The organism is Streptomyces sp. H39-C1 (assembly GCF_027158125.1).
Taxonomy (GTDB): Bacteria; Actinomycetota; Actinomycetes; order Streptomycetales; family Streptomycetaceae; genus Actinacidiphila; species Actinacidiphila fildesensis.
The window spans coordinates 14,220-30,480 of the sequence record NZ_JAPVLS010000082.1; the positions used below are offsets into that span (position 1 = coordinate 14,220).

Annotated in this window: 13 protein-coding genes, 5 pseudogenes and 1 riboswitch; of the genes and pseudogenes, 13 read left to right on the top strand and 5 right to left on the bottom strand. The window is 70.6% G+C overall.

Annotation, left to right across the window (positions count from 1 at the left end; genetic code table 11):
• Nucleotides 1-91 precede the first annotated feature (91 nt).
• Nucleotides 92-205, bottom strand: a riboswitch (SAM riboswitch).
• Between the two features lie 99 nt (nucleotides 206-304).
• From O3W51_RS37285 to O3W51_RS37315, 8 genes and pseudogenes are all read left to right on the top strand, one after another.
• Nucleotides 305-820 (top strand): annotated as a pseudogene (locus O3W51_RS37285) (ATP-binding cassette domain-containing protein); the annotation flags it as partial.
• Between the two features lie 137 nt (nucleotides 821-957).
• Nucleotides 958-1,077 (top strand): putative leader peptide, encoded by a 120-nt coding sequence (locus O3W51_RS48585; protein ID WP_331284126.1) that lies wholly within the window; start codon nucleotides 958-960, stop codon nucleotides 1,075-1,077.
• Nucleotides 1,078-1,147: 70 nt separating this feature from the next.
• Nucleotides 1,148-2,358, top strand: a pseudogene (locus tag O3W51_RS37290) (LLM class flavin-dependent oxidoreductase).
• Nucleotides 2,359-2,378: 20 nt separating this feature from the next.
• Nucleotides 2,379-3,761: an NtaA/DmoA family FMN-dependent monooxygenase gene (locus O3W51_RS37295; protein ID WP_269288521.1), complete on the top strand. Its 1,383-nt coding sequence runs from the start codon at nucleotides 2,379-2,381 to the stop codon at nucleotides 3,759-3,761.
• A pseudogene (locus O3W51_RS37300) lies at nucleotides 3,758-4,835 on the top strand (LLM class flavin-dependent oxidoreductase). The gene O3W51_RS37295 and the pseudogene O3W51_RS37300 overlap by 4 nt, the downstream one beginning before the upstream one ends.
• A 14-nt stretch (nucleotides 4,836-4,849) precedes the next feature.
• Nucleotides 4,850-5,995, top strand: a complete 1,146-nt coding sequence (locus O3W51_RS37305; RefSeq protein WP_138351852.1) for an LLM class flavin-dependent oxidoreductase — start codon at nucleotides 4,850-4,852, stop codon at nucleotides 5,993-5,995.
• 119 nt (nucleotides 5,996-6,114) lie between these two features.
• Complete coding sequence (locus O3W51_RS37310; RefSeq protein WP_138351851.1) at nucleotides 6,115-6,318, top strand: helix-turn-helix domain-containing protein; 204 nt, start codon at nucleotides 6,115-6,117, stop codon at nucleotides 6,316-6,318.
• Between the two features lie 7 nt (nucleotides 6,319-6,325).
• Nucleotides 6,326-6,796, top strand: a complete 471-nt coding sequence (locus tag O3W51_RS37315; RefSeq protein WP_138351850.1) for a Clp protease N-terminal domain-containing protein — start codon at nucleotides 6,326-6,328, stop codon at nucleotides 6,794-6,796.
• Nucleotides 6,797-6,820: 24 nt separating this feature from the next.
• Here O3W51_RS37315 and O3W51_RS37320 read toward each other — a convergent pair.
• From O3W51_RS37320 to O3W51_RS37330, 3 genes and pseudogenes are all read right to left on the bottom strand, one after another.
• Nucleotides 6,821-7,036: pseudogene (locus O3W51_RS37320) on the bottom strand (homoserine O-acetyltransferase); the annotation flags it as partial.
• A pseudogene (locus tag O3W51_RS37325) lies at nucleotides 7,021-7,248 on the bottom strand (PLP-dependent transferase); the annotation flags it as partial. The pseudogenes O3W51_RS37320 and O3W51_RS37325, both read right to left, overlap by 16 nt.
• A gap of 262 nt (nucleotides 7,249-7,510) precedes the next feature.
• Complete coding sequence (locus O3W51_RS37330; protein ID WP_269288522.1) at nucleotides 7,511-8,293, bottom strand: TioE family transcriptional regulator; 783 nt, start codon at nucleotides 8,291-8,293, stop codon at nucleotides 7,511-7,513.
• A gap of 58 nt (nucleotides 8,294-8,351) precedes the next feature.
• On the opposite strand from O3W51_RS37330, the gene O3W51_RS37335 reads away from it, so the two are divergent.
• From O3W51_RS37335 to O3W51_RS37345, 3 genes are all read left to right on the top strand, one after another.
• A complete protein-coding gene (locus tag O3W51_RS37335) occupies nucleotides 8,352-9,569 on the top strand; it encodes an erythromycin esterase family protein (RefSeq protein ID WP_138351848.1) in 1,218 nt (405 codons plus the stop codon).
• Nucleotides 9,570-9,786: 217 nt separating this feature from the next.
• Complete coding sequence (locus O3W51_RS37340; protein ID WP_138351847.1) at nucleotides 9,787-10,335, top strand: DUF1062 domain-containing protein; 549 nt, start codon at nucleotides 9,787-9,789, stop codon at nucleotides 10,333-10,335.
• Between the two features lie 194 nt (nucleotides 10,336-10,529).
• Complete coding sequence (locus tag O3W51_RS37345; RefSeq protein ID WP_138351846.1) at nucleotides 10,530-12,266, top strand: FAD-dependent monooxygenase; 1,737 nt, start codon at nucleotides 10,530-10,532, stop codon at nucleotides 12,264-12,266.
• Nucleotides 12,267-12,305: 39 nt separating this feature from the next.
• Here O3W51_RS37345 and O3W51_RS37350 read toward each other — a convergent pair whose 3' ends face one another.
• Nucleotides 12,306-13,910, bottom strand: coding sequence for an FAD-binding oxidoreductase (locus tag O3W51_RS37350; RefSeq protein ID WP_138351845.1), 1,605 nt, complete (start codon nucleotides 13,908-13,910; stop codon nucleotides 12,306-12,308).
• Between the two features lie 71 nt (nucleotides 13,911-13,981).
• On the opposite strand from O3W51_RS37350, the gene O3W51_RS37355 reads away from it, so the two are divergent.
• Nucleotides 13,982-14,602 carry a TetR/AcrR family transcriptional regulator gene (locus O3W51_RS37355; RefSeq protein ID WP_138351844.1) on the top strand — a complete coding sequence of 207 codons (621 nt, stop codon included), beginning with the start codon at nucleotides 13,982-13,984 and terminating at the stop codon, nucleotides 14,600-14,602.
• Between the two features lie 54 nt (nucleotides 14,603-14,656).
• On the opposite strand, the gene O3W51_RS37360 is transcribed toward O3W51_RS37355, so the two are convergent.
• On the bottom strand, nucleotides 14,657-15,091 hold the full coding sequence (locus O3W51_RS37360; protein WP_187144701.1) for a VOC family protein: 435 nt from the start codon (nucleotides 15,089-15,091) through the stop codon (nucleotides 14,657-14,659).
• Nucleotides 15,092-15,292: 201 nt separating this feature from the next.
• Between O3W51_RS37360 and thpR the strand changes: the two genes are divergently transcribed.
• Entirely contained in the window at nucleotides 15,293-15,958 is a 666-nt protein-coding gene (gene thpR, locus O3W51_RS37365; protein WP_269288523.1) for an RNA 2',3'-cyclic phosphodiesterase, read from the top strand.
• Nucleotides 15,959-16,261 lie beyond the last annotated feature (303 nt).

Consider the following 16,261-nt stretch of genomic DNA (forward strand, 5'->3'; position numbering starts at 1 on the left):
TCAGGAGCGGCCGACGGGCGCTCGCCTTCCCCGTCCCACTGCCAGTGCGCGGCATCTCCACCGGTCCCATCATCGGGGCTCGTGAGACACGAGACCACGCTTGTCCCGCCACCCCGGCAGGACCCGGTCATCACCCAGGGCACCCCGTCGCGGAGAAGGGTTGCCTGTCAGCGGGCCGGGGCCGATGACCCACTGGGGCAGGAACCCCGCGAGATGGGCGCTGACTATCGTTACCGTCCTCAACAGTGTGGTTGCGCCCTGTGACGGAGTCAAGAAGGCCGAGGCTCCGTCTCATGGACCGGTACTGGACGACGGACACCACGCTGGTGAGGATCACGTACCAGACGGTGGCGACCACCGGGTGCTGGACGGCGTGGACCTGACGGTGCGGCCAGGAGAGGTCACGGTGATCCTCGGGCCGTCCGGCTCCGGCGAGTTCACCCTGCTGCGGGTGATCAACCACCTGGAGAAGCCGGAGGTCGGCTACGCCAGCCTCAACGGCGAACTGATCGGCGTCCGCAGACAGGGCGAACGGCTCAAGGAGCTGAGCGAGCGCGCGATCCTCGCCCAGCGCAGCCGGATCGGCTTCGTCTTCCAGAACTTCAACCTCTTCCCGCACCTGACCGTGCTGGACAACGTGGCAGCGGCGCCCGTGGCGACGGGCCTGCTGCGCAAGCCCGAGGCGCAGGCGCTGGCCCGTACCCTCCTCGACCGGGTGGGGCTGGCCGACAAGACCGGTGCGCATCCGCGGCAGTTGTCCGGCGGCCAGCAGCAGCGGGTGGCGATCGCCCGTGCCCTCGCACTGCGGCCGGGGGTGATTCCACCTCGTACGGACGCCTGAGCATGGGGCGGAATAGGTGGCGTGGCGGCTGCGTTGTGGGCGACGGGGGTACAGGCATGCCCCCCGGGTCGGCACTTTCTGGTGGACCGCGGACACGATGGGTGGAGGTGACGTCGATGCAGGCTGAATCCGGCCGGTTCGTCGTCGAACCCCTGGTCCCGCGTGGCTGCGTGCACCTGTACTCCCGGTCCCACATCGACCTGCTGCGGGTGGCCGGCGCGCTCTGTTGCGCCTGACGCGTTCCCCGCGCCGGGCCCTGCCGAGCAGACCCGGCGATCGTGTACGGCCGATCAGGAAGACATCGTTGTGCCCGCATTTCCTTCCTCACCTCAGCATCTTGCCGTAGCCCTGGACGGCGCGGGCTGGCACCCGGCCGCCTGGCGCGCACCACAGGCCAGGCCTCGCGACCTGCTCACCGCCGGCTACTGGGCCGACCTCGTCACCGAGGCGGAACGCGGCCTGCTCGACTTCGTCACCTTCGAGGACGCCCTCGGGCTGCAGTCGTCGCGCTTCACCGAGCCGGACGATCGCACCGATCAGGTACGCGGCCGGCTGGACGCGGTCCTCATCGCCGCCCGCGTCGCACCGCTGACGCGTCACATCGGGCTGGTGCCGACCGTCGTCACCACCCACACCGAGCCGTTCCACATCTCCAAGGCGATCGCCACCCTGGACTACGTCAGCACCGGCCGTGCGGGCCTGCGGGTCCAGGTGTCGGCACGGCAGAGCGAGGCGGCCCACTTCGGCCGTCGTACGTTCCCGCCTCTGCGCATCGAGGACCTGGACACCCCGGAGGTCCGGGAGTTGACCGCCGAGCTCTTCGAGGAGGCCGCCGACCACGTCGAGGCCGTCCGCCGTCTGTGGGACAGCTGGGAGGACGACGCGGAGATCCGCGACACCTCCACCGGGCGCTTCGTCGACCGCGACAAACTGCACTATGTCGACTTCGAGGGCCGGCACTTCAGCGTCAAGGGACCCTCGATCACCCCCCGGCCGCCCCAGGGACAGCCGGTCGTCACCGCCCTGGCGCACCAGAGCGTCCCCTTCCAACTGGTGGGCCGTTCCGCCGACATCGGCTACGTCACCCCGCACGACCCCGGCCACGCCCGCGCCATCTCCGACGAGATACGCGCGGCCCAGGCCGCGGCAGGGCGCTCCGACGAGCCCCTGCACATCTTCGGTGACCTGGTGGTCTTTCTCGACGACGACGCGGCAGCGGCGGCGGACCGCAAGGCACGCTTGGACGACCTGGCGGGTTACCCGTACACCAGCGACGCGAAGATCTTCACGGGAAGCCCCGCGCAACTCGCCGACCTGCTCCTGCAGTGGCAGCAGGCCACGGACTGTCCGGCTTCCGGTTGCGTCCCGGCGTCATCGGCCATGACCTTCCGGCGATCACCCGCGGCCTGGTGCCCGAACTCCAGCGCCGCGGCGCCTTCCGGCGGGTGTACGAGGCCGACACCCTGCGCGGGCTGCTCGGGCTGTCCCGTCCCGCCAACCGCTACGCCACCGTCTGAGCCGGGAGGACCGTCCGACCATGAGCAAGCCACTGAAGCAGATCCATCTCGCGGCCCACTTCCCCGGTGTCAACAACACCACCGTGTGGAGCGACCCGCGGGCCGGCAGCCACATCGAGTTCAGCTCGTTCGCGCACTTCGCGCGGACCGCCGAACGCGCCAAGTTCGACTTCCTGTTCCTCGCCGAAGGGCTGCGGCTGCGCGAACAGGCCGGGCAGATCTACGACCTGGACGTGGTCGGGCGGCCGGACACCTTCACGGTGCTGTCCGCTCTGGCCGCGGTGACCGAGCGCCTGGGCCTGACCGGCACCATCAACTCCACCTTCAACGAGCCCTACGAGGTGGCCCGCCAGTTCGCCAGCCTCGATCATCTGTCGGACGGGCGTGCCGCCTGGAACGTCGTCACCTCCTGGGACGCGTTCACCGGCGAGAACTTCCGCCGCGGCGGCTTCCTCCCGCAGGACCAGCGGTACTCCCGCGCCACGGAGTTCCTCGCGACCGCCATCGAGCTGTTCGACTCCTGGCACGGTGAGGAGATCGTCGCCGACCAGGAGTCCGGCATCTTTCTGAAGGACGCGCGCGCCGGGGCCTTCGTCCATGAGGGAGAGCATTTCGACATCGCCGGGCAGTTCAATGTCCCGCGCAGTCCGCAGGGCCGTCCGGTGATCTTCCAGGCCGGTGACTCGGAGGAGGGCCGGGAGTTCGCGGCCTCCACCGCGGACGCGATCTTCAGCCGGTACGGCACCCTGAAGGAGGGTCAGGAGTTCCACGCCGACGTCAAGCGCCGGCTCGCCCGCTACGGGCGCCGCCCCGAGCAGCTGCTGATCCTGCCGGCCGCGACCTTCGTGTTCGGCGACACCGACGCCGAGGCCCAGGAGCTGGCCCGCGAGGTGCGCCGGCAGCAGGTCAGCGGAGCGACCGCGCTCAAGCACCTGGAGTTCGTCTGGAACCGCGACCTGTCCGGCTACGACCCGGACGGCCCGCTGCCCGACATCGACCCGGACCTCGGTGAGCACACCATCGCCCGCGGCCGCGCGCAGGTGCGGATGTACCGTGACCCGCTGGCCACCGCCCGCCAGTGGCGTGAGCTCGCGGCGGCCAACAACTGGTCGATCCGCGACCTCGTCATCGAGACCGGCAGCCGGCAGAACTTCGTCGGCTCCCCGGCCACCGTCGCCGAGTCCATCAACACCCTCGTCCAGGCCGATGCCGCCGACGGCTTCATCCTGGTCCCGCACATCACCCCCACCGGTCTGGACGGCTTCGCCGACACCGTCGTACCGCTGCTGCAGGAGCGCGGTGTCTTCCGCACCGCGTACGAGGGCACCACGCTGCGCGACCACCTGGGACTGGCCCACCCCGACGCCGCCGCCGAGCCGGGCACCGGGCGGGTGGCGTCGTGAAGTTCCTGGCCATCACCCTCATCGTGCACGCCCCCGACCCGGTGACCGGGGTGCTGAAGCCGACCCACGACCGTTTCCGCGAGGTGATCGACAACGCGGTGTTCGCCGAGGAGACCGGGTTCGACGGCTTCGGCGTCGGCGAACGCCACGAGCGGCCGTTCATCTCCTCGTCGCCACCGGTCGTGCTCAGTCACATCGCCGCGCTCACCTCCAGGATCCGGCTGTTCACCGCCGTCACCACCCTCAGCCTGCTCGACCCGGTACGCGCCTACGAGGACTACGCGACCTTGGACCACTTGTCCGACCCGCCTGGACCTGATCATCGGGAAGGGCAACGGCACCGCCCAGCGCGAGCTGTTCCAGGTCACTCCCGATGACCAGTGGGAGCGCAACGCCGAGAGCTATGAGCTGTTCCGCCGGATCTGGCGGGAGGACAAGGTGACCGCAGAACCGCGCTTCCGCCCGGAGCTCACCGCCGCCGAGGTGTGGCCCAGGCCGTACCAGCAGCCGGTGCGGGTCTGGCACGGCAGCGCCACCAGCCGGGAGTCCGTCGACCTCGCCGCCCGCTACGGCGACCCGCTGTTCTCGGCCAATGTCACCAACCCCATCGAGCCCTACGCCGAACTCGTCCGCCACTACCGGGAGCGCCGGGCCCACTACGGCCACGACGCCGCCCACGCGGTGGTCGGCGCCGGTACCGCCGGGTACTACGCGGCACGCACCTCGCAGGAGGCGATCGCCGCCTACCGGCCGGTCTTCGAGGGACAGCTGGCCTTCCAGAAGCGGCTGGGTCTGGAGCCGGTGTTCGCGACCCTGGAGGACTTCGTGGAGCGCAGCTCGGCGCTGATCGGCAGCCCCCAACAGGTGATCGACAAGGTGCACCGCTACCACGAGCAGTTCGGCCACAGCGTGCTCCATCTGCAGGCGGACGCGAGCGGGCTCGGCGACGCCCGGCACCGGGCCTCGCTGGAACTCTTCCAGTCCGACATCGCGCCCGTACTGCGGCGCGACATCCCCGACCCACCGTTCCCCTGGACCCCGGTCCTCGCCGCGCCCCGACCCGCCGACTTCTGAGGAGCACCCCGATCATGTCCGGCATCCCTCTCGGGGTTCTCGACCTCGTCCCGGTTCCGTCCGGCTCCACCGCGGCCGACGCGCTGCACAACAGCATCGACCTCGCCCGCCAGGCCGAGCGGTTCGGCTACACCCGCTACTGGGTCGCCGAGCACCATCTCAACCCGGGCGTCGCCGGGACCTCTCCCGCTGTCGTGCTGGCCCTGACCGCCTCCGCGACCTCCACGATCAGGATCGGTTCCGGGGCGGTCCTGCTGGGCCACCGCACCGCCCTGTCCACCGTCGAGGAGTTCGGCCTCATCGACGCCCTGCACCCCGGGCGGCTCGACCTGGGCCTCGGCCGCTCCGGGGGACGTCCCCCCAGTCCGAGCGCGGACTCCGTTCCGGCCGTGGGACCCCTCGTGACCGCGACCCCGGTCATCGACGGACACACTCCCAACGGGCTGCGGATCCCACCCCGGTTCTCCTTCGAGCACCTGCTCGGCTCACCCCGGTTCGCCCTCCAGCAGCGCCTGCTGCGCCAACCGAACGCCGAGGCGCAGGATTACGGCGAGCAGATCGACGACATCCTCGCCCTGCTGCGCGGCACTTACCGCTCGGCCGACGGCGTCGAGGCGCACGCCGTGCCCGGCGAGGGCGCCGCCGTGCAGGTGTGGATCCTGGGCAGCAGCGGCGGGCAGAGCGCCGACGTCGCCGGCCGCAACGGTTTGCGTTTCGCCTCCAACTACCACGTCAGCCCGGCCACCGTCCTGGAGGCGACCGAGGGGTACCGCGCCGCGTTCCAGCCCTCCGACGATCTCGACAAGCCGTACGTCAGCGTCTCGGCCGACGTCGTCGTCGCCCAGGACGACGCGACGGCCCGTGAACTCGCCGCCGGCTACGGTCCGTGGGTCCGCAGCATCCGCACCGCCGAGGGCGCCATCGCCTTCCCCACCCCCGAGCAGGCCCGCGCCCATGTGTGGACCCACGAGGACCGGGCTTTGGTGGCCGACCGCGTCGACACCCAGTTCGTCGGCACCGCAGGACATGTGGCCGACCAGCTCGAACGACTTCAGGAGGCCACCGGCGCCGACGAGCTGGTCATCACGACCATCACGCACGACCACGCCGACCGGGTGCGTTCCTACCGGCTCCTGGCCGAGGAGTGGCAACGCCGCTGAGGTCCTTCCCATGACGGGCCGCTGGGGGCCTGACAGCCCGCGGTCAATGGGTCGTAACGCATCGGCGGACTGTCAGTCTGGGTTGACAACATGATGGCTGTCAGCCCAGACTGACAGTCATGGAAGCAGGAGATCTCGCAGAACGCCTCAGGTCGCACGACCCCGCCGTCGGGCTACGGGCGGTGGGCGCCCTGCACCGACTGGCCGAGCAGATCGAAACGGCAGCGGTGGTCCGCGCCAGGGAGCAGGGATGGTCCTGGGAACAGATCGGGGATGCCCTCGGCGTGTCACGGCAATCGGCGCACGCCAAACACGGGAAGTGAGACGACAGTGTTCGAACAGTTCGCAACAGGTGCCCGCGCGGCGGTCACGTCCGCTCTGGAAGAAGCCAGGCTGCGCGGCGATCGCCGCATCGGCACCGAGCACCTCCTCCTGGGAGTACTCCACGAGCCCGGCTCGCTCGCGGTCCGATCCCTCGGTACCGACCTGGAGGCCGCACGTACCGCCCTCGACGTCCTCGACCGGTCGGCACTGGCCGCGATCGGCATCGACGTCCAGGGCGTCGAGAGGCCGCCGGTCCCCGTCTCACGCAAGCGCACCCCCTTCACCTCCGGTGCCCGCTCGGTGCTCCCGCGCGCCCTCGTCGAGGTGAAGAAGGCCGGCAGCCGGCGCATCACGCCGGAGCACCTGCTGCTCGCGATCCTTGACTGTGAGCGGCCTGATCCCGCGGCAGAGCTGATGGAGCAGCTGGGCATCGACCGTGCGGCCGTCCGTGAACGCATCAGGCAGGCGGACGCCTGAGATCCCCGGTCCACCCAGAGATCGTCATGAGGTGGTGAGTTCGCGTACGAGCGCGGCGACCTGCTCGGTTTCGATGAGAAAGCCGTCGTGACCGTAGGGGGAGTGGACCATTCGCAGCCGGTCGGCCGAAGGAATACCGGCTGCCAACTCGGCCTGCTGGGCGGGTGGGTAGAGACGGTCGGAGTCGACTGCGGCGACCAGCGTCCTGGCGGTGACCCGGCGCTGCCCGCCTCGACGCCGTCACGCAGCTCGAAGGCCAGGACCGCGCCGGCACCACGCGGCAGATAGCGCTGCCCGGCCTCGTACCACCGGTTGGACGGCAGGCCCGGGTAGTGGACGGCGGCGACCTCGTCGCGCTGCTCCAGCCATTCGGCGAGCGCCTGGGCGTTGGCCGAGTGCCGTTCGATGCGCAGGCTGAGTGTCTCCACGCCCTGCAGCAGCAGGAAGGCGGAGAGCGCGCCGAAGGCGCGGAGACAAGGGGGATGATCAGCGGCCGGAGAGGGCGGCCGGACGCCGGGAGCGTGGCGTCAGCGCACGGCGCGACAACCGGTGCTGGTGACACGCCCGTAGTCCACGTGGCGACGGGTCACAAGCAGGGTCATGCCGCAAAAAACCCACAGTGATGAGATCCGCACCAGCACGTCGTGCAGACCGAGTTGGGTCCCGGCCGGCCCGGCCGCCGCGGGCAGCCGAAGCCGGCTCGCGATCGAGGTCTCATCCGCGCTCGCGGAGGTACGCCTCCAGCTCTGCCGCCCCGGTCAGCATCGACCGTCCGCGGGCGGAGAGTCGACCGTGCCAGTCGCACAGTGCGGCCTCCAGCGGCTCCAGGCCGCCGGCCGCCCGCACCTGGGTGATCAGCGGGGCGATCTGCTCCAGCAGATAGCCGCCCCGCCTGAGCTGATGGGCCAGCCGGGCATCCCGAACGTCGGCCTCGTCGTAGACGCGGTAACCGGTCCGTGGGTCGCGGCGCGGGCGCACCAGCTCGGCGCGCTCCCATTTGCGCAGCGTCGCGGGCCGGATTCCGAGCTGGTCCGCCAGCGGCCCGATGAACGTGGGCCCAATGAAGGTGCCGCCGGGCCCGGACACCGCGGCCGGCTCGGACTCCACGCCGGGCTCGGACCCGACACCGGGCTCGGACCCCAAACCGGGCTCCAGGTCGCGGAGGGCGCTCTCCACAGCCTGGAGCGTCCGCCGGTCGCCGAGCAGTTGGGCGTGGCTCTCCTCGATGAGGCGCAACGCCTCGTCGACCGCACCCTGGTTCACGGCCCGCAGGATCGCCGCCGCCGTCCGGTGGCCGTGGCCGGGCACCAGGGCGAGGAACGCGCGCAGGGCCCCGGCGTGCAGCGGGGTGTAGGTGCGGTAGCCGTGGGGTGTGCGAACGGCGGCCGGCAGGATGCCGGCCTCCTCGTAGTTCCTGACCGCCTGCGTGGACAGACCGTGCCCGCGCGCCAGATCGACCGGCCTGAGCCGATCACCACTTTGAAGGTTTCTCCGCATGAAGCTGACGATATCGCGGGAAAGTTTCAAACGAAGGTTCAACGATACCGTTGAAGGCATGGCTACTGACATCAAGGACACCGTCCATGCCGTCGAGGCTGCCGCCGTCATGAGGCTGCTCCAGGACCGGCCTCGGCTGCTCGCCCTGGGCGAGCCCACCCACGGCCAGGATGCTCTGCTCGACCTGCGCAACGAGCTCTTCCAGCAGCTGGTCGAGCAGGAGGGCTACCGGACGATCACGATCGAGAGCGACTGCATGATGGGACTGGTCGTGGACGACTACGTCACCTCGGGCACGGGCACTCTCGACGAGGTCATGGAGCAGGGAGTCAGCCACGGCTGGGGCACCTTCGCGGCCAACCGCGAGCTCGTGCGCTGGATGCGCTCCTACAACGTCCGCGCCGAGACCGACGGCCGGCCCGCGTTTGAGCGGCTCCGCTTCGCCGGGTTCGACGGCCCGCTGGAGATCACCCATGCCGCGAGCCCCCGGCAGGCCCTCACCGCACTCCACGGCTACCTCGCGGCCCGGGTGGAAGCGGACCTGCTCCCCTGTACCGCGGACACCCTCGACCGCCTGCTGGGTGCCGACGACCGGTGGACCGATCCCGCCGCGATGATGGACCCGTCCCGATCCACGGGGCAGTCGGCCGAGGCCGGTCAACTGCGGCTGCTCACCGACGATCTGGTGGCGCTGCTCGACGCGCGGACGCCGCACCTGATCACGGCGAACTCGCGGGACGACTGGGACCGGGCTCGCCTGTACGGGCGCACCGCGACCGGCCTGCTGCGCTACCACCACTCGATGGCCGACACTTCACCGGCCCGCATGACCCGGCTGTGCGCGCTGCGGGACTTGATGATGGCCCACAACCTCCTCGCCCTCGCCGAACGGGGCCCGGTACTCGTCCACGCCCACAACTCCCATCTCCAGCGGGAGAAGAGCACGATGCAGATGTGGCAGGGGCCGGTGGAGTGGTGGAGCGCCGGTGCGCTGGTGAGCGCCCAACTCGGCAAGGAGTACGCCTTCGTGGCCGCAGCCCTTGGCACGATCCGGCACCAGGGAGTGGACACACCGCCGCCGGACACCGTCGAAGGACTCCTGTACGCGCTCCCGGAAGACCGCTGCGTCATCGACGCCCCGCGGCTGGCCACCGCCCTCGGCACCACACGGCCCGAGACCCGCGTGTCCCCCTGGTTCGGCTACGCCCCGCTCGACCCGGCCCACCTGGCCGACAGCGACGGTCTCGTGTTCGTCAAGGACGTCCAGCAGAGCTGAATGGCGGAGACCGCCCTGGCGCCCGGGGGCCGGCACGCGAAAACCAGTGGAGCGGCGCCGTTGTGCGCCACTACCGTGCTGCCGGACCGAGTCGTCTGGGCAAGGACGTGCCGTTGTACACCGTGTGAGACCTCCCAAGTGCTGAATCGTCGCGCGTCGCGCATGTGCGCCGCGCTCCTTTTTGCTGCGGACTTCTCACCAGGACTGGTGTACCTCTGTGCTCAAGAACTGGGTGGTCACGCCCACCTGCCTTCCGCTCGTTCTCCGCCGTTGCCACGCGTGCGCGTCCGGGTGCTTCCGGGCAAGCGGTAAATTTCGCGTCAACGCACACCACAAGCTCATCGACGCCTGGCTCCTCGTGCTCTGTACCGCTTGCGGGGAAACGGCGAAGCTCACGGTCCTGGAGCGGGTGAATGTGCGCTCCGTCCGACCTGAGCTGCTGGACCGGCTGCATGACAACGACCCTGGCCTGGCAGCTGAGCTGCTCCAGGATCCGGTCGTGCGGCGCCGTAATCGCATCGCCCTCGGCTGGGACAATGCCTGGCGCCTCGACACCGGCGGATCGGATCACCTGGACCAAGAGGTGATCGACATCTCGGTCCGTTTCGCGGCGCGGATTCCGGTCCGGCCGGTGCGGCTGATCGCTGAAGGTTGCGGGCTTTCGCGGGCCGAGGTCGAGAGACTGATCATGGAAGGGAGTCTCGTTTCGGCGGTCCGGCTGAGCGGCAAGCTCTCCGGCGACTTCACCTTCACGCTGAAGCGCTGAGCCCTTCCCGGGACCAGGGCCTGTCCGGCACGATGCGCCGGACAGGCCCTGACGCCGGTCTCCTATGGCGCAGCCCGCCGCCGCTGCCCGTGGTGGGTGGTGGGGGTGGGCATGAGGCGCTCAGTCGGCCGGCAGATCAGGAGTCAGGGGATGAACTGGGCCTCGGCTCGCCGCCCGTGCCCCGGAGGGGGACCATGGAGCAGAGGGGCGATACGGGGGGACAAGCCGAGGAGGCGCCCGTGTCGCACACCCGGTCCATCGACGTACTGATCGCGGGCGCCGGCCCCGTGGGACTGAGCGCGGCTGCCGAGCTCCGCCGCCAAGGGGTGCGCTGCCGTCTCATCGACCGGCTGCCGGCCCGCCTCCCGTATGCCAAGGCTGTCGGCATCCAGACGCGCACCCTGGAGATCTGGGACCGGATGGGCCTGGTCCGCGCCGTCCTGGAAGCCGCCGTTCCGATGCACGGCCAGCTGATCTACGTCAACGGCCGGGAGCAGGCGCGGATCGAGCTCGCGCTGCCGCCCGAGGTGCCCTACGGATTCGCCGCGCTCCCGCAGTACGAGACCGAGCGCCTGCTGGAGGAATACGTCAGGGGCCTGGGCACGGCAATCGAGCGCTCCACCGAGTTGCTTTCGTTCACCCAGGACGCGGGCGGAGTCACCGCCCGCCTGATGACCGCGTCCGGCGGTGCCGAGGAGGTCCGTACGCGCTATCTGATCGGCTGCGACGGCGCGCACAGCACCGTTCGCAAAGGACTGGGGCTCGGCTTCGAGGGAGGCGCCTTCGCCGAGGAGTACATGCTGGCCGACGTCGAGGCGGACTGGGACCTTCCGCCCGGATACGGCGTGCGCTCCCTCCACCACACCGACGACGGCGCCACCGATGACCTGCTGGTCTGTATCCCGCTGCCCGGCGCCGGACGCTACCGCATGTCGATGCTGGTCCCGCCCGAACTCTCCGCCCAGGCGACAGACCCGGCGCCCGGGCGGACAGCCGGCGTAGCGCACGGCCTGGAGGGCGGCCGGGTCCCGGAGCTGTCCCATGTCCAGGCTGTCGTCGACCGCTTGGCCCCCAGGCCGGCCACCCTCTCCACCATGCGATGGTCCTCCGTCTTCCGCATCAGCCACCGGATCGTGGACCGCTACGCCGACGGCCGGGTCTTCGTCGCGGGCGACGCCGCCCACATCCACCCACCGACCGGCGCCCAGGGCATGAACACCGGCATCCAGGACGCCTGCAATCTGGCCTGGAAGCTCGCGCTCGTCATCAGCGGGGAGGCCGGGCCGGCCCTGCTCACCAGCTACGACGCCGAACGTCGCCCGGTCGGCGAGGAGGTCGTCGGCCGGACGGTCCGGCACGCCACCCGCGGCATCGAGGCCGACCCGGACGACCCGAAGACCATCATGCTCCGCGAAGCCCAACTGCTCGTCGGCTACCGGGACGGCCCACTCGCCGACAGCCCGTACGGGCCGACCAACGCACCCCAACCCGGCGACCGGGCCCCGGACTGCGCCGGCCTGACCACCCCCATCGCCACCTATCCGCTGCGCCTGCTCGACATCCTGCGCGACCGCACGGGCCACGTGCTGGTCCTGTACGCGGCCGAGGCGGCCGACCTGGCCGAAGCCGCCGATGCTGCCGGGGTGCTGCGGATGACCGGCAGCAGCCCTGACACCCCCGACGGCCCGGACGCCGGGGCCGGCCTGCAGACCATCGCCGTCCTCGCCCGGGAAGCCGCACCGACCGATCCCGGAGCCCTGGCCGTCCCCGGATACCGTGACACCGCCGGGGAGTTCGCCCGGTTGTACCGACCTGAGGGCCCGACCGGCTTCCTCGTCCGCCCGGACGGGCACCTTGGCGCCCGCTTCGCACTCGCCGACGCCAAGGCGGCTCTGTCCAGCTACGGTGCGGCCCTGTCCGTACCCGCCTGAACACCATGACCGACCGCATCACCGGTTCCGCACTCCGGCTCAGTCGACGAGTACGCCGGGGTTGAGGATGCCGTGGGGGTCGAGGGCGTGCTTGGCGGCGCGCAGAGCGAGTGCGAAGGGTTCCGGGCGCTGGCGGTCGTAACCAGGGCGGTGGTCGCGGCCGACGGCGTGGTGATGGGTGATGGTGGCGCGGTGGCGGTGGAGGACGTCACTTGCGACGGTCTTGAGGTGGTCCCAGATGGCGACTTCGTCGCCGGGGCGGCCGGCGGCGAGGACCGTGAAGTAGGGGGCGGCGCCGTCGGGGTAGACGTGTGTGAGGCGGCAGTTGATGGTTGCGGGGTGGCCGGTGATGTCGCGTGCGGCGGTCCCGACCTCGGTGCGGATGGCGTCGATGAGGGCGGGCAGCTGGTTCCAGGTGGTAGCCGTCTCGAAGGTCTCGACGACGGCTCCCATCCTGGCCAGACCGTCGCGCAGGTAGGGCATGCGCAGAAAGATGGAGCGCCAGGCACCGACGGCCGCGTCGGCCGGGGCGCCTGCCTCGGCGGCGGACTCACCGCCCCGTCCGCCGTGCGCGCGGGCGAGGTCGAGGGCCTGGGCGAGGCGAGCGTGGACGGGTGCGGTGGCGGACTCGAAGCCGAGGACGAGTACCGCGGAGCCGTCCCGGGAGGCGCCGGCGAGTGCTGCCTCGCCGGAGTCGAGCAGGCGGCAGTTGGCGGGGGCGAGATCGGACTGGGCGATGGCGCGTACCCCGTTCAGCGCGGCGTGGAAGTCGGTGAAGGCGAGGGAAGCGGAAGCACTGTGGCGGGGGCGTTCCTGCAGGCGCACCCATGCCTCGGTGATGACGCCGAGGGCGCCTTCGGAACCGAGGAAGAGCCGGTCGGGAGAGGGCCCGGCGCCTGAGGCGGGCAGTCGCCAGGACGTGCTGGTACCGGCGGGGGTCACCACGCGCAGGGACTGGGTGAAGTCGTCGATGTGGGTGCGGCCGGTGGCGTAGTGGCCGCCTGCCCGGGTGGCGAGCCAGCCGCCGAGGGTGGAGAACTCGAAGCTCTGCGGGAAGTGGCGCAGGGTCAGGCCATGGGGTCGCAGTTGGTCCTCCAGCGCGGGGCCGAAGGTGCCGGCCTGGATGCGAGCGGAGCGGCTGTCGGCGTCGATCTCCAGGACCCGGTCCATGGCGGTCAGGTCGAGGGACATGACGGCGTGGTGGGTGTCTCCGCGGTACTCCACACCTCCGGTGACGGAGGAGCCGCCGCCGAAGGGGACCACGGCGACGTGGTGTTGGCCGGCCCACTCCAGAAGGTCGGCCACGTCCTGGTCGCGGGTCGGATGGGCGACCAGGTCGGGGATCCGGCCGGGCTGCCCGCGCAGGGCACGGATGACGTCGCGATAAGCCTTGCCCATGGCGTGGGCGGCGCGCGGTCCGGGGTCGGCGGTGACCAGGTGGGCGAGGCTTTGCGGGGGCTCGGCGCCGGGGCGTCCGATGTTCAGGTCGGCTGTCCGCGGGGCCGGCAGCGGGTGGGGGAGAGTGCCGGGGAGCAGGGCGCCCAGGGCGGTGCACTCGGCGTCGTCGGGGTGAGCGTCGGCCCATCCCCATCCCCACCAGGAGCGGACGCGGGAGGTGCGGGGAGCGGTCGTGGGGTCGGGCATGGGTCCGATACTCCATGATGACTGAGGGTAATGTACCTGCCGGTAAATTACGTTAGGGTAACATCGAGCCCATGACCACCCCCCAAGGCAGGGCCGGCACCAAGGGCGTTCCACGGGCTCGCCGTGAGCAGCAGATCCTGGCCGCCGCCACCGAAGAGTTCGGGCGCCACGGCTACGCTTCCGCGTCGCTGGCCGCCATCGCCGCACGCGTCGGCGTCACCAAGACGTTGCTGCACCAGTACTTCGGCGCGAAGCAGGACCTCTTCCTCGCCTGCCTGAACCCGGTCGGCGACCAATTGCTGGACGCCATGCGCGCCGCGATGGCGGAGGGCGACGCCACCGCAGCGCGCACACCACTGCTGGTGCTGCGCGCCATCTTCACCGCACTGGACGGCCGACGTGAGGGGTGGTTCGTGCTCTACGACGCCTCGCTGCCCGCCGACAGCGAGCCCGCCCGAATCGCCGCGCGCTACCGGACCGCCATCGACCAGCTCGCCTCAACCGGCACCGCCGACCTGCTGCGCGCGACCGGGTCCCCCGACCCACTTGATGCGGACGCGCTCAAATACGCCTGGCGGGGCCTGGTCAGCGCCCTGGTCCGCTGGTGGATCAACCATCCGGACCAATCCCCGGACGCCATGGCGGACCGCTGCGCCCGCCTCTTCGCCGCCACCGGCAGAGCCTTCGACTGAAGTGCTGTCCTGGAGGTCGACGACCGTGTGTGGAGTCGACCGCGACGACTCCGTCTAGGAAGTCGAGCTGTCCGAGGTACTCGACGGATCCATCCACATGATCTGCCAGCCGTGGCCGTCAAGGTCGAAGAAGCTGCGTGAGTACATGAAGCCGTGGTCCTCCGGGCCATCCGCCTCGGTGCCGCCCGCGGCAAACGCAGCCTCAGCGACCGTGTCGACCTCATCGCGGGTTGCCACGCTGAAGCAGTAGAGCGCCAGCGCGTGCGTGGTGGGATCGGCCATCGGCAGCTTCGAGAACTGCGCGAACTTCTCGTGGCTGAGCAGCATGACGGAGGCTTGCTCGCCGACCAGCATGCAGGCCGCGGTCTCGTCGCTGAACATCGGGTTGAAGCTGAACCCGAGCCGCGTGAAGAACGCCTTGCTGCGCTCGGCGTCCGCCACGGGCATGTTCACGAACAGCATGCGACCGGCGTGTGCGGGAGCGGTCATGGTGTGTCTCCAGTCCGAGGTTCGATGACGTACAACGGGGTAGACCCGCCGCGCCTGCAGAACTCATCGGTGGACTTCGGAATTCGCATCGGGCTCTTCATCCGCTGGGCAGGACGATCCGAAAGAAACGGCCTGGACATGTTGCCTCTTCCGCGGCACCCGCGCCGGGGCATCGCCTGCCCGGGTGGTACGAAGTCCAGTGTGAACGAACAGGCTCAGCCCGCGACCGTACGTGTGTTCATCGCGCTCGCCCCGCCCGACCACGCGAAAGAAGAGCTGTCCCGGGAGTTGCGCCCCGCCTATGACACGCACCCGGACATGCGGTGGAACCGTGTTGAGGACTGGCACATCACCCTGGCGTTCCTCGGGGAGCTCCCGGCCGAGACCGTTCCGCTGCTGCGCCCGCCTCTCGCCGACCTTGCGGCGGACCACCGGCCCCCGTGTCTGGCACTGCGCGGCAGCGGAAACTTCGACGACCGGGTGCTGTGGAGCGGAATCGACGGAGACCTCGAGGAACTGCACCTGCTCGCCGCCGCTGTGCGTACCGCCGTCAGGAACTGCGGTGTCGTCTTCGAGGAGCGGCCCCTGCGCCCCCATCTGACGTTGGCCCGGGCCCGCCGGGGCGACCGATCCTCCGTCGGAGAGATCGCCGCAGGCTTCGTCGGATTCACCGGCAGCCGATGGGCTGCCGAACGTCTGCACCTGGTCGGCAGCAACGTGGGCCGTAGCCGCGGGCCGATCCACTACCGGGACATCGAGGCGTGGACCCTCGGCAACGGCAACGGCAACGGCAACGGCAACGGCAACGGCAACGGCAACGCGAACGGCCCCGGGCAACAGGGCGCATCCGGTCCGACCCGGCGCTAAGCGGGGTCGGGGCCGTCGGCGAATTGCGGCAGAACCATGTCGATCAGTGCGGTGACGTCGTTCCTCGGCATGCCGGGCGTGGAACCGCAGGCCGAGGCCGCTCGGGCGGAGATCCTCGAGTTCCTCCGGGTCTCCTTCACCACATGATCCGAACGCACGACGACTGATGACGAAGACACGTCAGCCGTGGAGACGACCGCGACGCGTGTTACGCCGGATCCGGCGGCCCCGCCCCTGAGGGGCGGCCGGCAACCAACTCGACGGCACCACCTTCACGGCACTCATCCGTGCCACGGCCCCGTC

Bases quoted from the DNA above. Each gene is read 5' to 3' on its own strand.
- O3W51_RS37355 (WP_138351844.1), top strand. From the start codon at position 13,982: ATGACCACCCCCCAAGGCAGGGCCGGCACCAAGGGCGTTCCACGGGCT.
- O3W51_RS37345 (WP_138351846.1), top strand. From the start codon at position 10,530: ATGGAGCAGAGGGGCGATACGGGGGGACAAGCCGAGGAGGCGCCCGTG.
- O3W51_RS37350 (WP_138351845.1), bottom strand. From the start codon at position 13,910: ATGCCCGACCCCACGACCGCTCCCCGCACCTCCCGCGTCCGCTCCTGG.
- O3W51_RS37335 (WP_138351848.1), top strand. From the start codon at position 8,352: ATGGCTACTGACATCAAGGACACCGTCCATGCCGTCGAGGCTGCCGCC.
- O3W51_RS37310 (WP_138351851.1), top strand. From the start codon at position 6,115: ATGGAAGCAGGAGATCTCGCAGAACGCCTCAGGTCGCACGACCCCGCC.
- O3W51_RS37360 (WP_187144701.1), bottom strand. From the start codon at position 15,091: ATGACCGCTCCCGCACACGCCGGTCGCATGCTGTTCGTGAACATGCCC.
- O3W51_RS37330 (WP_269288522.1), bottom strand. From the start codon at position 8,293: ATGCGGAGAAACCTTCAAAGTGGTGATCGGCTCAGGCCGGTCGATCTG.
- O3W51_RS48585 (WP_331284126.1), top strand. From the start codon at position 958: ATGCAGGCTGAATCCGGCCGGTTCGTCGTCGAACCCCTGGTCCCGCGT.
- O3W51_RS37295 (WP_269288521.1), top strand. From the start codon at position 2,379: ATGAGCAAGCCACTGAAGCAGATCCATCTCGCGGCCCACTTCCCCGGT.
- O3W51_RS37305 (WP_138351852.1), top strand. From the start codon at position 4,850: ATGTCCGGCATCCCTCTCGGGGTTCTCGACCTCGTCCCGGTTCCGTCC.